Here is a 12,330-nt window from a genome sequence, read left to right on the forward strand (position 1 = left end):
GCGGAATCGAATCGTGATTCAGTACAACAAAATCATTTTCACCGGACCCGTGGGCGCTGGGAAAACGACCGCCATCACCTCGCTCAGTGATGTTCCGCCGGTCAAAACGGACCAAGTCGCCAGCGATATGACCAAAAGCCGGAAAGCTTCGACCACGGTCGCGCTCGACTACGGGATGATGACTTTGCCCGGCGGGGAAAAGATTCATCTGTACGGAACGCCGGGACAGGAGCGGTTCGACTTCATGTGGGACATTCTGGCCACCGGAGGCATCGGCCTGGTGCTGCTGCTCGACAACACCCGCGCCGATCCCTTCCAGGATCTGCGCTTTTTCTTGAACAAATTCGGCAGCTTCATCGAGGCCACGAGCCTGGTCATAGGCGTCACCCAAATGGACGTCCGTGCAACGCCTCTGGTATCGGACTACCATCGCCAGTTGGAAGCGACCGGTCTGAATCCGCCGATTTTCGAGGTCGACGCCCGGCGCAAGAAAGACGTTTCTCTGCTGGTACAGGCGCTGCTCTACTCCATCGATCCGGGGCTGGAGGATCAATGAAGGACTACGCGCTGGCGGAGCACCTTTATCTTCATCCGACGCCAGGCGGCGCCTACCATGCGGTCACGACCAAGGCGCACACCCCAGCCAAACAGCTCATCAGAAACTTGCTGCAGATGGAGTCCAGCCCAGCGCTCACCCTGGCCGGCCTGAAAGACTGGTCGGCTATCGAGGACGCCGAAAGGGCCTATGCCATGCTCCACCATGCACAAGAAGCGAAATGGCTGCAAGGGTTGAAGGCGCCGCTGAAATGCCCGAATCAGCCTCTTTCCGAAATTCTGCCCGAACTGCTGAGCCAGCTCAGCAGCCAAGCCAAGGTTCTGTTGGCCGACAGCCAAGGGTTCTATCTTGCGACCCACGGTTTTCCCCACGAAGTCGCCGAGGAGCTGTCGGCGCTCAGCGCCGATTTGGCCAATCTGCATGAGCGTCGCTCGGGTCTCTTGCTCAACAACCTGGGGCTCAATTCGAGCGCCTGGTCCGTAGTGGACTCGGCGGGCAACAGCAAAGTGGGATTTTGGCCGCTATACCTGGGGAAAGAGCGATTCGTGCTGGTCGCCGCCGGAATGCCGAGGTTCAACCAGCCGGATTTCGTTACCCTGGTCTGGATATTGAGTCGCCGCTATGCCGGCGTCGGCAGCTGATGCAAATAAATCAAGAACGAATTTTCCCGAATCATCCGAGTGCGAGCGAGGTTCAGTTATGCGTGCAGAAATGTTGACTTCCATTTTGAGTGAGTTGAACGGCACATCGGCCGACATCGAAGCTTCCGGCGTCATTTCGACGGACGGCTTGATGATGGCGGCCGTATTGCCTCAAAACCTGGACGAGGATCGGGTGGGTGCCATGAGCGCCGCCATGCTGTCCCTGGGCGACAGGACCGCCCAGGAACTGTCGCGGGGTACGCTCGAGCAGGTGCTCATCAAAGGCGACAGGGGATACGTGCTGATGACTTATGCCGGCAAGGAAGCGGTGCTGACCGTGATGGCCAAGCCCAATGCCAAGTTGGGTCTGATCTTTCTGGACGTAAAACGGGCGGCCGAAAGCATAGCCGGCCTGATTTGACCGGCGCACAGCCCGACAACCGTAGTTCCAAGAGGCCGCCATGCAAGACATGAAGCCCGAAGACATCGTCGGGGCCTACCGAGAACATACGCTCGTCCATTTCGACGGGACTCGCCGGAAAGTGCTGGTAACCGACATCGAGTCGCCTTATCCGGACGGACGCTTGATCGTTTCTCGCACCGATCCGGCCGGCATCATCACCCATGTCAACCAATCCTTCGTCGACATGTCGGGATATTCCAAGGAAGAACTGATCGGCGCGCCACACTACATTCTGCGGCATCCCGATATGCCGCCGGCAGCTTTCCGGGATCTTTGGGAAACCTTGCGGCGCGGCGAAAAATGGCAGGGCTATGTCAAGAATTTGCGCAAGGACGGCGGTTTCTACTGGGTCAAGGCCACGGTCATCCCGAACATTCGAAACGCCCAGGTCATCGGCTATACCTCGGTCCGGCGCAAGCCGTCCCGACAGAAAGTCGCCGAATGCATGAAACTCTATCCCACCTTGTTTTGAGCGTCTCGACTCCGCGAGGACTATGCCATGCCCCACGTTTTCACCGTAAGCCCGGATTTTACGCCCGAGCACCTGTCCGGCTGGTTCATTTTCAATACTTGGTTGCAAAAGGCCTTGGGCGAGGCATTTCATTTGCAATTGTATGACGACTTCCACAGTCAGCGGGACGCCATCAAGTCCGACCGAATCGATCTGATCTACGCCAACCCTTACGATGCCGCCATGCTGGTGCGGGAAAAAGGCTTCAAACCCTTGGTCAAGCCGGAAGGCAAGGCGGACGAGGCGGTTATCGCGGTAAGTACCGAACGCCCTTACCTTCAGGTCGAAGATTTGCCCGGCTCGATCAAGCTGGCGACCACCGAAGACCCCGATGTCCACATGATGGGCATGATCATGCTGGAGCCGGCCGACCTCGATGCCGCATCGGTCGAACTAAAAGTCTGCGACTCCTATGTGCTGGTCGCCAAGGAATTGCTCAAAGGCTACTGCGATGCCGGCGTTTTTCTCGCCGAGGCGTTCAACGATCTCTCTTCGGTCATACGCAAGCAACTGCGGGCATTGGTCAACAGCCAGATCCAGGTGGTCCATCACGCGCTGATGATAAGCCCTAGGCTCGCGGATCACCGAGACCGCCTGCTCGGCGCGCTGCTGGCCATGTCCGAAAACGACAAGGGCAAGAGTGCTCTCGCAGCGCTGAAGATCCCCCGCTGGGAACGGGTCGACGACGAAGAGATGGAATTCATGATCGATCTCATGGACACCTTTGTGACCTGAGCACGAGATCACCCGATCGAAATACCGGGAGCCTCTGTGCTCGACTGCGAAGCTTTTCGCACATCGCCGCTGTTCCCGTATCCACCAAGCTGACGATCCTCGCTTCACGCATAGGATTATGCTCCGCGCTTTGAGCGCGATTGGAGTACCACAAGAAATTTCAGCCTTTCCGTGAACTGACTTGCGGCCTCGTCGGTCTACCCCGATACTATGACCATGATTGAAGCGATCGCGAACCTCACCAACAACTTTCTGATCGCCATGCCCGGGATGACGGACCCTTTTTTCGCCCGCACCGTCACTTATCTGTGCCAACACAGTCCGGAAGGCGCATTGGGTATCATCGTCAACCGCCCATCCGAGCTGACCTTGGGCGATGTGATGCAGCAAATGGAGATCGATGTCCAGGAATCCGCCATAGGCCAAATTCCCGTTTACTTCGGCGGGCCGGTGCAGGCCGAACGCGGCTTCGTCCTTCACGAGCCGGGCGGTAACTGGAATTCCACCCTGAAGGTATCGGACTCCATTTCCCTCACCACTTCCCGCGACATCTTGGAAGCCATGAGCATTGGCAAGGGACCCCAAAAGGTCCTGGTGGCGCTGGGATACGCCGGCTGGGGAAAGGGACAGCTGGAACGGGAAATCGTCGAGAACTCCTGGCTGAGTGCGCCCGCCGACGACGCCATTCTGTTCGATTATGCGCCGGCCCATCGCTGGAAGGCCGCCGCCGAACTGATGGGCGTGGATATTTCACTTCTGTCCTCTCAAGCGGGGCACGGCTAATTCATGGATTTCGTCGATCCAGTGCGGCACGAGACCAACGAGCCCACTTATCTCGGCTTTGATTTCGGAGAAAAAAACATCGGCGTGGCCGTCGGACAGCGGGTAACCGGTACCGCGACAGCTCTTGAAACGATACGCGTAACCAGCCGCAAGGCCCTATGGGACGCCATATCCCGCCTGGTTCAGACATGGCGGCCGTCGGCGTTCGTGGTCGGCTTCCCTTATAACCCGGAAGGTGAAGAAAACCCTATCATCGAGCCCATTTTGCGCTTCTGCCGTCAATTGGAAAGCCGTTATCACCTGCCGGTCCACACGATGGACGAAACCTTGTCGACCAGCGAATCCCGCGAGATTTTTTATCGCAGGCGCTCCAAACGGTCGACGCATTTCGCCGATGTCAAAGACGAACTCGCCGCCCAATTGATTCTGCAAACCTGGTTGGCCCATACGAAGGAAAAGGATGTCGGGAATGTTTGATACGGCTTTGCGGGTGGACCTGTTGCTCGACCGGCTGGAAGCTTCTTTGCGCGAAGAAATGGCGCGGCGCGAGTTTTCCGACCCGGCCATGATCGGCATTCACACCGGCGGAGCCTGGATCGCCGACCGCTTACGTGCCCGACTCGGTCTGGCCGAGCCTTTGGGACTCTTGAACATCTCGTTTTACCGGGACGATTTTTCACAGACCGGTATTCACCCTCAAGTCAAACCAAGCGTGCTGCCGTTTCGCGTCGAAGGCCGGAACATATTGCTGATCGACGACGTGTTCTATACCGGACGGACTGTTCGTGCCGCGCTGAACGAGATCTTCGATTACGGACGCCCCGCCCAGGTTTTGCTGGGCGTGCTGATCGAGCGAAACGGGCGGCAGATTCCGATTCGCCCCGATTGCATAGGGCACAAAATTACGCTCGCCGCCGATCAGCGCATCACCCTCAGCGGGCCGAGCCCGCTCGAACTGCGCATCCATTCGGTTTCTCCGCAATCATGAATCCGATTCAGGCCGACAATCTTCAATTAGATTCCAGCGGACGATTGAAGCACTTTCTGACCGTCGAGGGCTTGAGTCGAGACTTGCTGGTCAAGATCATGGACACGGCGGAATCGTTCGCCAGCGTCACCGAGCAGACCGTCAAGAAAGTGCCGCTGCTGCGCGGCAAGACCGTGGTCAACCTGTTTTTCGAGAACAGCACGCGCACGCGCACCACCTTCGAATTGGCCGCGAAGCGGCTGTCCGCCGACGTAATCAATCTGAACATCGCCACTTCCGCCACATCCAAGGGGGAAAGCCTGCTGGATACCATCCGCAATCTGGAAGCGATGCACGTCGACATGTTCGTCGTCCGGCACGCGGAAAGCGGCGCGGCCCACTTCATCGCCCGCCACGTGGCACCCCATATCAGCGTCATCAACGGCGGAGACGGACGGCATGCCCACCCGACCCAAGCGATGCTGGACGTGTTCACCATCCGCAAATACAAGGGCGATTTCTCGAATCTGAAAGTAGCGATCGTCGGCGATATCCTCCATTCCCGCGTAGCCCGGTCCGAGATTCATGCCCTGAACACCCTGGGTACCGCCGAAGTGCGCGTGATTGGTCCCAAAACGCTGCTGCCGGCTGCGGTCGAGACCTTGGGCGTCACCACATTCCATGATCTGGAGGAAGGCCTGGAAAACGTCGATGTCGTGATCATGCTGCGCCTGCAAAAGGAGCGCATGAGCGGGGCCTTCATTCCGACCGAGCACGAATACTTCGCCTGCTTCGGACTGACCGAAAAACGCCTGGCGCGCGCCAAGCCGGACGTCATCGTAATGCACCCGGGGCCCATCAATCGAGGCGTTGAAATCGATTCCCAAGTCGCCGATGGTCCCCACTCCGTCATACTTCAGCAGGTCGACCACGGGATCGCCGTTCGCATGGCGATTCTGTCCATGGCGATGCGCCCCGATCTCGAAAGTTCGCCCGGAGACCGAATAGCATGACCGAACGCATCGCCATCCTCGGCGGATATATCGTCGACCCGTCGAACGGCATCGAAGAAACGCTCGATCTCTACCTGGCGGAGGGGCGCGTAGTGTCGCTCGGGACCGCGCCGGACGGTTACATGGCGGATCGAACGATTTCAGCGGAAGGGCAGATCGTATGTCCCGGTTTTATAGATCTTTGCGCGCGTTTGCGCGAGCCTGGTTACGAGCACAAGGCGGCGATCGCCAGCGAAAGCGAGGCCGCTAGCGCGAGCGGGATTACCACGCTCTGCTGTCCGCCCGATACCGATCCGGTCATCGATACACCCGCCGTGGTCAACCTGATCCGGGAAAGGGCGCAACAGATCGGTAAGATAAGGGTACTACCCATAGGCGCTTTGACGCGCGGCCTTAAAGGTAGGGATTTGAGCGAAATGAGTGCGTTGAAGCGCGCCGGCTGTGTTGCGCTCAGCAATGCCCACGCGCCGATGGCGAATACGCTGGTGCTGCGCCGGGCGCTCGAATATGCCGCGAGTCACGACCTTCTGGTCGTCATCCGTCCGGAAGACCCATGGCTTGCCGACCAAGGCTGTGTCCACGAAGGGCCGACCGCGACTCGATTGGGTTTGCCAGGGATTCCGGACGCGGCTGAGACCGTAGCCATTGCCCAAGTCCTGGCGCTGGTCGAGCACACCGAGGCACGGGTTCATTTCGCGCAGTTGAGCTGCGCGCGGGCCGCCCGGATGATTGCCAGAGCACGGGAAAAAGGCGCGCCGGTCAGCGCCGACGTAGCGGCTCATCAGTTGCATATGACCGAAACGGACATCGACGGATTCAACGCCATGTGCCACGTTAGACCCCCGCTACGAAGCGTGGCCGATAGGGATGCTCTGCGCGAGGCGCTCAGGAACGGCGTGATAACGGCGATTTGTTCGGACCACCAACCCCACGAGCCGGACGCCAAGCTGGACGTCTTTCCGTCCACCGAGCCCGGCATGGCTTCGCTGGAAATGCTGCTTCCTCTGACGCTGAAGCTGGTCGACGAGGACGTCCTTTCCCTAAGTCAGGCGATCGCCCTCCTCACACAAGGCCCGGCCGCCGTCATGGGCACGGAGACGGGCGCCCTCAGCGTCGGCTCGCCGGCCGATATCTGCATCTTCGACCCCGAGTGCACCTGGACGGTTGATAGCTCGACTTGGCGAAGCACCGGCCGGAACACTCCCTACTGGGGACAAACCGTCAAGGGCCGGGTGACTCGTACGTTTGTGGATGGCCGGGTAGTTTTCGAGCGCTAGCCAAACCATCGATAAAATCCCCGAGCTATTCAGACTTGCGACCGAAACCCTATTTCACCACACCGCATGCAATACGGGCTCCGCCCGGCTTATCGGCATAGTTGTCGTCTTCCGCATGAATCATCAATGAACGTCCCTTGAGATCGGCTACGCGCAAACGCTTGGCGGTGACCGCTTCCTGAGCCGTACCGTCGGAGGCCACATTCAAAACCGGCAGATCTCCGGCGTGACCGTCGCCGGCGGGGCCCGCATGCTTTCCGGTTTTCTTCGGATCGAAGTGATTGCCTGCCGCCAATCCCGCCACGGGTTTTCCGTCTTTTTCTTTGGCGCCGCAGTCGGGGAACTCATGAACATGAAAGCCGTGCGGCCCGGGCGGCAGACCTCTGAGATCCGGGGTCAGCTTCAATCCAGCGGCCGTATCCGCGGCAACGACGGAACCGATGGACTCCGCAATTCCCGTTTCGTCGATCTTGTTCATCTCCACTCTGATCTCTTCGGCATAAACCGCGAATCCGAAGATGATCGCCGCGCCTGCGGCCATCAATCCAAATTTGTTCATCATAACCTCCCGTATCGTTGTTAAATTTTGCTGTCCAACCGATTTTAAGCCTAAGACAATCCCTGTCGTAAGTCCGTTAAACGAATTTGACATAATCCGAAGCGATGCTTATCGGCCTTTGCAAAACCTGGATAGGAAGCGTTACTCTCCATAGGGGTCGATGGGTATAAGCTGATGGCAGAACGTACTTCGAACCATGCGTGATCCTTTAGCTTTGCTGCGCAGCACCGATTTCCCCCGTATCACGCGGAAACGGCTGGAGACTCTTCAGGTCGATCTGGGCTATCGCTGCAATCTGAGGATTTTGGAGGAGCCCGGTCATAAAGATCTGGCTAGGTTCCTTGCGGAACGTCGTGTCGAGATCGTTGCCTCTCTGCCGCGTTATCTTGAGCAGAACGCGGACGCTCAGCGCGGAAAGGGGGTATTCGATAAGAGCCTTAGGGCTTTACACAAGCTGAATCGCTTCGGCTACGGCGGCTTCGATTCGGGCCTGATGCTAAATCTGGTCTACAATCCACAGGGGGGACGCTGCCGCCGCCGCAAATCGCAATGGAAAACGCCTATTAGCGCGAGCTGGAAAGCCGCTACTGGATCGTTTTCAACCGATTGTACATCCTTGGCAATATGGCTATACGGCGTTTCGGCAGCACTCTCATCAGTCAGGGGAGGTTCGACGAATACATGACTTTGTTGAGGAACAGCCACAATTCGAAAAATCCGGAAGACGTAATGTGCCGCAGCTTGATCAGCGTAGACTGGCAAGGTCATGTATACGACCGCGATTTCAACCAGATGCTCGATTTGCCACTGGGCGCCGGCAGCAGTTGCGGCGGGGCGCTGCGATCTTGAGCGCACGCCTTCGTCTTTCTTTTCGTAAGAGCTCCTTTTCTTAATCTGTCCGCTTCCCATGCTGCAATTTATCAACGTCAGCAAACGCTATTCGGATAGCGGAGAAGTATTGTCCAACGTCTGTTTTCAGCTCGAAAAGGGAGAAATGGCTTTCCTGACCGGCCACTCGGGGGCCGGGAAAAGCACCTTGCTCAAGCTGATTCCGGTCATCGAACGGCCCAATCGGGGGCAGATCCTCTTCGAAGGAAAGCCCATCAACCGTATATCCAAACGGCAAGTGCCTTATCTTCGCCGCCAATTGGGATTGATCTTCCAGGATTACCGCTTACTGCACGATAGAACCGTATTCGACAACGTAGCCCTGCCCCTGCTCATCGCCGGCTTCAGCCAGCAAGAAACCGCCCGACGGGTTCGGGCCGCCCTCGATAAGGTCGGTTTACTCCGCAAGGAAAAGCGGTTTCCTCTTGCGCTGTCCGGAGGCGAGCAGCAGCGGGTCGGCATCGCTCGAGCGATCGTACACAAACCCTCCCTGATTCTGGCCGACGAGCCGACCGGCAATTTGGATCCGGGCCTCTCGGCAGAGATCATGGATTTATTTAAGGAATTCAACCAGGTCGGCGTAACGCTCTTGATCGCGAGTCACAACCTCGACCTGATTTCGCGGTTCGCCTGCCGAACCCTCAAGTTACAGCAAGGCCAATTGGTCGAAGGCGGCTGAGACGTGCCGATTGCAAGAATGCAGAAACCTCGAAGGAGGCGCGATACTAATGCGGCGCATGCCCGGCGAACCGGCAATGGGCCGGCGAACTGGCTGCGAGCCTACGTCGACTTGCACGTCGAAACGCTTAAATCCAGTTTTGTACGTCTTCGGCGAACTCCTGTCGCCAGCATCATGACGGTGCTGGTGATCGCCATCGCATTGACCATACCGGCTAGTTTCCATGTTTTCATCAAGAACGCTCAGCAGGCCAGTTCGACCCTCGAAGCGACGAACCAAATATCGCTGTTCCTGAAACCCGAACTGACCAACGAAGCCGGCGGCAAGGTCGCGGAAACACTCAATAAGCACCCGCAAATCGCGGTGGCCGAGCTGGTTACGAAAGAAGCGGGGTTACAGCAACTCAAGAGCTACAGCGGTTTTGGCGATGCCTTACAGGCTTTGGATTTCAATCCCTTGCCGGCGGTCGTCGGCATCAAACCGAAGGACTCCCTCACTCGTCCCGATGAAGTGGAAAAACTGCTCGGCGAGCTCCGAGCGCTGCCGGAAACCGATTTCGTCCAGCTCGATACCGAGTGGATGCACAAGCTGCACGCCATATTAACGATCGCCCAACGCAGCGTAGTCGTGTTCAGCGTGCTACTTAGTCTTGGCGTATTGTTCATCGTAGGCAACACCATCCGTCTCGAACTGCAAAACCGCCGCGAGGAAATCGTCGTCGCGAAACTGATCGGGGCCACCGACCGTTTTATCCGCCGCCCTTTCTTGTATGCCGGCTTTTGGTACGGCTTCCTCGGCGGAACTCTTGCCTGGTTGTTGGTCAGCTTCTTCCTGTTGTTCCTGCGTGGCCCCTCCCGACACTTGGCGGAACTCTACGGCAGCCCTTACGCGCTTTCCTTTCTGAGCCTATCGGAAACAGAACTCCTGATTGGAGCATCGGTCTTATTGGGAATAATCGGGGCATGGATAGTCGTCTCTTATCATTTACGGGAACTTGATCCTACTTGATTGACGAGGTTTTATAGACATACTATTAGCACTCGTCATTGTTGAGTGCTAAGCTAAAACAGGAATTAAGACTGAGGACACTTATGAGCAACGCATTAACTCTTCCGGTTAATCTCTCGCTCGGCTCCATCGAAGAATATGTCTCTGCCGTAAACTCGATGCCGCGTTATAGCGCCGATGAAGAGCGCGCACTGGCTGTACGCTTTCGCGAGCATAACGATTTGGAGGCTGCACGGCAGTTAGTGCTCGGCAATTTGCGCTTCGTCGTCCATATTGCCAGGGGATACCTGGGCTACGGTTTGCCGCTGCCCGATTTGATCCAGGAAGGAAACATCGGCCTCATGAAAGCCGTGAAGCGTTACGACCCTGCCGTCGGCGTCCGGCTGGTTTCGTTTGCCGTTCATTGGATCAGGGCGGAAATCCACGAATTCATCATTCAGAATTGGCGCATAGTTAAAGTCGCCACCACCAAAGCTCAGCGGAAATTGTTCTTCAATTTGCGCAAGTTCAAGAACCGCTTGGGATGGCTGAGCCACGACGAGGCTCACGTTCTAGCCAACGAATTAGGTGTGGATGTCGCGACTGTCTATGAAATGGAAAATCGCCTGAACAATCAGGATGTCGCCTTCGAACCCAGCGATAACGACGGCGACGATAGAGAAGCACCGGCTCCGGTGCATTACCTTCAGCAAGAAAATGCCGATCCCGCGGATTTGCTCGAAGATAACGACTGGGGACAGCATAAGCAGCAACGGCTGGTTGCCGCCATCGAGCAACTGGACGAGCGCAGCCGGGACATCGTTACGAGCCGGTGGCTGAGCGAAGAAAAACTGACCTTGCACGATCTGGCCACACGCTATCAGGTTTCTGCCGAGCGTATTCGCCAGTTGGAGAATACCGCTATGAAAAAGCTGCGAAACTCCCTGGTCGACACCTGAGCTTCGAGCAGACTCGACCCCACGCACTAAAAAAGGTGACGCAAAGTCACCTTTTTTGTATCCGACTTCCGCTCACCGAGGCCGATGGCTTCTAGATCCTATTGCAGGGCGGTCTCGTGGTCCTTCCGAAGATGCAACATCGTAAACATGCCGAGCGGCGGCAAGGTATGCCGTTTAACTTCGCGCAGGGACGTATTTCCCAGAATCTCCTGAACAGGCATGTCCGGACGCCAACCCAGCTTGTTTGAAAGCGGAGCCAAGAATTTTTCGATATCCCGCCTAAAACCCTTTTCTGCGGCAAAGTGATTCACGATGATCACATCGCCTCCGGGCTTGCACACCCGCTCGATTTCCCGGATCACTTTCTCCGGGTCCGGAACCACCGACATCACGTATGCTGCGACCACGGCATCGAAAGAATCGTCGGAAAATTCCAGTTCACGGGCATCCATGATGCGAAGGCTGGAAACATGGCTCAACTTTCCTCTCGCTACCCGTTGCTGGGCTCTTTCCAGCATGTCGGGAGAAATATCGATGCCGTGCACTTCGTGCTCCTTACGATAGTAAGAGAGGCTAATACCCGTGCCCACCCCAACTTCGAGTACCTTGCCAGGCCGCTTGTTGGTAACGCCCGCCGCCATCGAACGGCCGCGAAAACTCAGCATCCAGCCAAAAGTCTGATCATATACTGGCGCATAGCGTGCGTATGATTTTAGGATGTATTCCAATTGCATTGTGTTGTCCTCTCCTCCCGTCCGGTAGCGTTATTGACGAGACTTCTTGTTGTTTTTCGAGAAAATTTTTGCTTGGCATCCCACCCAATAAACACACGGCTGAAACTTCAGCATCATCTTCCACATCAGTATTGATAATAAAGGTTAACTAAGGACATGGGAATCCGATTGAGTTCTGGTGCGGGCAGTAATTGGACGTTTATTGCATGAACCGCCACCCCGGAGCTATTGAGTTCATTTAATATAGCCGTTTAAGAACGCAGCGTTGGGCAATTCGATCATGAGCAAAGTGGTACAAGTCAAGCTTAACCAATCAGCGGAGGAAATCGTCGCCAAAGCGAGGGAAGCGGCGCGCGACAAGGGCATTCATTTGATCGGCGACGAAGAAAGAGGACAGTTTGCCGGTAATGGAATCGAGGGCCATTACCATATCAGCGGCGACACGCTTTCTATTCGGATTTCTAAGAAGCCGTTTATCGTTCCGTGGAATCTGATCGAAGCTGCCGTGCGGAATTATTTCGCTTAACGGCGGTGCGTCGTTAAAGCCGCAGCCAAAGCTCATAGCAAGAGCCGAAACG

At 56.7% G+C, this 12,330-nt stretch carries 18 protein-coding genes; 16 read left to right on the top strand and 2 right to left on the bottom strand.

Going from position 1 to position 12,330, the window contains the following annotated elements; genetic code table 11:
* The first annotated feature begins 13 nt into the window (after positions 1–13).
* The 10 genes from ACR2R1_RS14905 to ACR2R1_RS14950 all read left to right on the top strand — a co-directional run bounded on the left by ACR2R1_RS14905 (position 14) and on the right by ACR2R1_RS14950 (position 6,946).
* Positions 14–556, top strand: coding sequence for a GTP-binding protein (locus ACR2R1_RS14905; RefSeq protein ID WP_434110732.1), 543 nt, complete (start codon positions 14–16; stop codon positions 554–556).
* Complete coding sequence (locus ACR2R1_RS14910) at positions 553–1,197, top strand: hypothetical protein (RefSeq protein ID WP_077728271.1); 645 nt, start codon at positions 553–555, stop codon at positions 1,195–1,197. Before ACR2R1_RS14905 ends, ACR2R1_RS14910 begins: the two co-directional genes overlap by 4 nt.
* A gap of 58 nt (positions 1,198–1,255) precedes the next feature.
* The gene (locus tag ACR2R1_RS14915; RefSeq protein ID WP_077728272.1) at positions 1,256–1,618 is read left to right on the top strand and encodes a roadblock/LC7 domain-containing protein; all 363 of its coding nucleotides are present in this window, start codon (positions 1,256–1,258) and stop codon (positions 1,616–1,618) included.
* 40 nt (positions 1,619–1,658) lie between these two features.
* On the top strand, positions 1,659–2,132 hold the full coding sequence (locus ACR2R1_RS14920) for a PAS domain-containing protein (protein ID WP_086133812.1): 474 nt from the start codon (positions 1,659–1,661) through the stop codon (positions 2,130–2,132).
* Between the two features lie 27 nt (positions 2,133–2,159).
* Positions 2,160–2,906 carry a phosphate/phosphite/phosphonate ABC transporter substrate-binding protein gene (locus tag ACR2R1_RS14925; protein ID WP_086133813.1) on the top strand — a complete coding sequence of 249 codons (747 nt, stop codon included), beginning with the start codon at positions 2,160–2,162 and terminating at the stop codon, positions 2,904–2,906.
* 216 nt (positions 2,907–3,122) lie between these two features.
* A complete protein-coding gene (locus tag ACR2R1_RS14930) occupies positions 3,123–3,689 on the top strand; it encodes a YqgE/AlgH family protein (RefSeq protein WP_434110735.1) in 567 nt (188 codons plus the stop codon).
* A gap of 3 nt (positions 3,690–3,692) precedes the next feature.
* Complete coding sequence (ruvX, locus tag ACR2R1_RS14935) at positions 3,693–4,166, top strand: Holliday junction resolvase RuvX (protein WP_077728276.1); 474 nt, start codon at positions 3,693–3,695, stop codon at positions 4,164–4,166.
* Positions 4,159–4,677, top strand: coding sequence for a bifunctional pyr operon transcriptional regulator/uracil phosphoribosyltransferase PyrR (pyrR, locus tag ACR2R1_RS14940; protein ID WP_434110738.1), 519 nt, complete (start codon positions 4,159–4,161; stop codon positions 4,675–4,677). The genes ruvX and pyrR overlap by 8 nt, the downstream gene beginning before the upstream one ends.
* Positions 4,674–5,669: an aspartate carbamoyltransferase catalytic subunit gene (locus ACR2R1_RS14945; protein ID WP_434110741.1), complete on the top strand. Its 996-nt coding sequence runs from the start codon at positions 4,674–4,676 to the stop codon at positions 5,667–5,669. The genes pyrR and ACR2R1_RS14945 overlap by 4 nt, the downstream gene beginning before the upstream one ends.
* Positions 5,666–6,946: a dihydroorotase gene (locus ACR2R1_RS14950; protein ID WP_434110743.1), complete on the top strand. Its 1,281-nt coding sequence runs from the start codon at positions 5,666–5,668 to the stop codon at positions 6,944–6,946. The genes ACR2R1_RS14945 and ACR2R1_RS14950 overlap by 4 nt, the downstream gene beginning before the upstream one ends.
* A gap of 49 nt (positions 6,947–6,995) precedes the next feature.
* Here ACR2R1_RS14950 and sodC read toward each other — a convergent pair whose 3' ends face one another.
* Positions 6,996–7,508, bottom strand: a complete 513-nt coding sequence (gene sodC, locus ACR2R1_RS14955) for a superoxide dismutase [Cu-Zn] SodC (protein ID WP_434110746.1) — start codon at positions 7,506–7,508, stop codon at positions 6,996–6,998.
* 193 nt (positions 7,509–7,701) lie between these two features.
* Here sodC and ACR2R1_RS14960 point away from each other — a divergent pair, with 193 nt between their 5' ends.
* The 5 genes from ACR2R1_RS14960 (at position 7,702) to rpoH (ending at position 11,018) form a co-directional block, all read left to right on the top strand.
* Positions 7,702–8,190, top strand: coding sequence for a hypothetical protein (locus ACR2R1_RS14960; RefSeq protein ID WP_434114306.1), 489 nt, complete (start codon positions 7,702–7,704; stop codon positions 8,188–8,190).
* Positions 8,130–8,354: a DUF3641 domain-containing protein gene (locus ACR2R1_RS14965; protein ID WP_434110749.1), complete on the top strand. Its 225-nt coding sequence runs from the start codon at positions 8,130–8,132 to the stop codon at positions 8,352–8,354. The genes ACR2R1_RS14960 and ACR2R1_RS14965 overlap by 61 nt, the downstream gene beginning before the upstream one ends.
* A gap of 58 nt (positions 8,355–8,412) precedes the next feature.
* Positions 8,413–9,072: a cell division ATP-binding protein FtsE gene (ftsE, locus tag ACR2R1_RS14970; protein ID WP_077728282.1), complete on the top strand. Its 660-nt coding sequence runs from the start codon at positions 8,413–8,415 to the stop codon at positions 9,070–9,072.
* A gap of 18 nt (positions 9,073–9,090) precedes the next feature.
* On the top strand, positions 9,091–10,080 hold the full coding sequence (gene ftsX, locus ACR2R1_RS14975; protein ID WP_086133814.1) for a permease-like cell division protein FtsX: 990 nt from the start codon (positions 9,091–9,093) through the stop codon (positions 10,078–10,080).
* 83 nt (positions 10,081–10,163) lie between these two features.
* On the top strand, positions 10,164–11,018 hold the full coding sequence (rpoH, locus tag ACR2R1_RS14980) for an RNA polymerase sigma factor RpoH (RefSeq protein ID WP_077728284.1): 855 nt from the start codon (positions 10,164–10,166) through the stop codon (positions 11,016–11,018).
* 98 nt (positions 11,019–11,116) lie between these two features.
* On the opposite strand, the gene ACR2R1_RS14985 is transcribed toward rpoH, so the two are convergent.
* Positions 11,117–11,683, bottom strand: coding sequence for a class I SAM-dependent methyltransferase (locus ACR2R1_RS14985; protein ID WP_240502376.1), 567 nt, complete (start codon positions 11,681–11,683; stop codon positions 11,117–11,119).
* A 349-nt stretch (positions 11,684–12,032) separates the two neighbouring features.
* Between ACR2R1_RS14985 and ACR2R1_RS14990 the strand changes: the two genes are divergently transcribed.
* Positions 12,033–12,278 carry a hypothetical protein gene (locus tag ACR2R1_RS14990; RefSeq protein ID WP_077728286.1) on the top strand — a complete coding sequence of 82 codons (246 nt, stop codon included), beginning with the start codon at positions 12,033–12,035 and terminating at the stop codon, positions 12,276–12,278.
* The last annotated feature ends 52 nt before the right edge of the window (positions 12,279–12,330 follow it).

The sequence above is a fragment of the Methylocaldum sp. GT1TLB genome, from assembly GCF_051027445.1.
GTDB lineage: Bacteria > Pseudomonadota > Gammaproteobacteria > Methylococcales > Methylococcaceae > Methylocaldum.

Excerpts from the sequence above, each read along its gene's own strand:
- ACR2R1_RS14910 (WP_077728271.1), top strand. The coding sequence starts at position 553 with ATGAAGGACTACGCGCTGGCGGAGCACCTTTATCTTCATCCGACGCCA.
- ACR2R1_RS14915 (WP_077728272.1), top strand. The coding sequence starts at position 1,256 with ATGCGTGCAGAAATGTTGACTTCCATTTTGAGTGAGTTGAACGGCACA.
- ACR2R1_RS14920 (WP_086133812.1), top strand. The coding sequence starts at position 1,659 with ATGCAAGACATGAAGCCCGAAGACATCGTCGGGGCCTACCGAGAACAT.
- ACR2R1_RS14925 (WP_086133813.1), top strand. The coding sequence starts at position 2,160 with ATGCCCCACGTTTTCACCGTAAGCCCGGATTTTACGCCCGAGCACCTG.
- ACR2R1_RS14930 (WP_434110735.1), top strand. The coding sequence starts at position 3,123 with ATGATTGAAGCGATCGCGAACCTCACCAACAACTTTCTGATCGCCATG.
- ruvX (WP_077728276.1), top strand. The coding sequence starts at position 3,693 with ATGGATTTCGTCGATCCAGTGCGGCACGAGACCAACGAGCCCACTTAT.
- pyrR (WP_434110738.1), top strand. The coding sequence starts at position 4,159 with ATGTTTGATACGGCTTTGCGGGTGGACCTGTTGCTCGACCGGCTGGAA.
- ACR2R1_RS14945 (WP_434110741.1), top strand. The coding sequence starts at position 4,674 with ATGAATCCGATTCAGGCCGACAATCTTCAATTAGATTCCAGCGGACGA.
- ACR2R1_RS14950 (WP_434110743.1), top strand. The coding sequence starts at position 5,666 with ATGACCGAACGCATCGCCATCCTCGGCGGATATATCGTCGACCCGTCG.
- sodC (WP_434110746.1), bottom strand. The coding sequence starts at position 7,508 with ATGATGAACAAATTTGGATTGATGGCCGCAGGCGCGGCGATCATCTTC.
- ACR2R1_RS14960 (WP_434114306.1), top strand. The coding sequence starts at position 7,702 with ATGCGTGATCCTTTAGCTTTGCTGCGCAGCACCGATTTCCCCCGTATC.
- ACR2R1_RS14965 (WP_434110749.1), top strand. The coding sequence starts at position 8,130 with ATGGCTATACGGCGTTTCGGCAGCACTCTCATCAGTCAGGGGAGGTTC.
- ftsE (WP_077728282.1), top strand. The coding sequence starts at position 8,413 with ATGCTGCAATTTATCAACGTCAGCAAACGCTATTCGGATAGCGGAGAA.
- ftsX (WP_086133814.1), top strand. The coding sequence starts at position 9,091 with ATGCAGAAACCTCGAAGGAGGCGCGATACTAATGCGGCGCATGCCCGG.
- rpoH (WP_077728284.1), top strand. The coding sequence starts at position 10,164 with ATGAGCAACGCATTAACTCTTCCGGTTAATCTCTCGCTCGGCTCCATC.
- ACR2R1_RS14985 (WP_240502376.1), bottom strand. The coding sequence starts at position 11,683 with ATGCTGAGTTTTCGCGGCCGTTCGATGGCGGCGGGCGTTACCAACAAG.
- ACR2R1_RS14990 (WP_077728286.1), top strand. The coding sequence starts at position 12,033 with ATGAGCAAAGTGGTACAAGTCAAGCTTAACCAATCAGCGGAGGAAATC.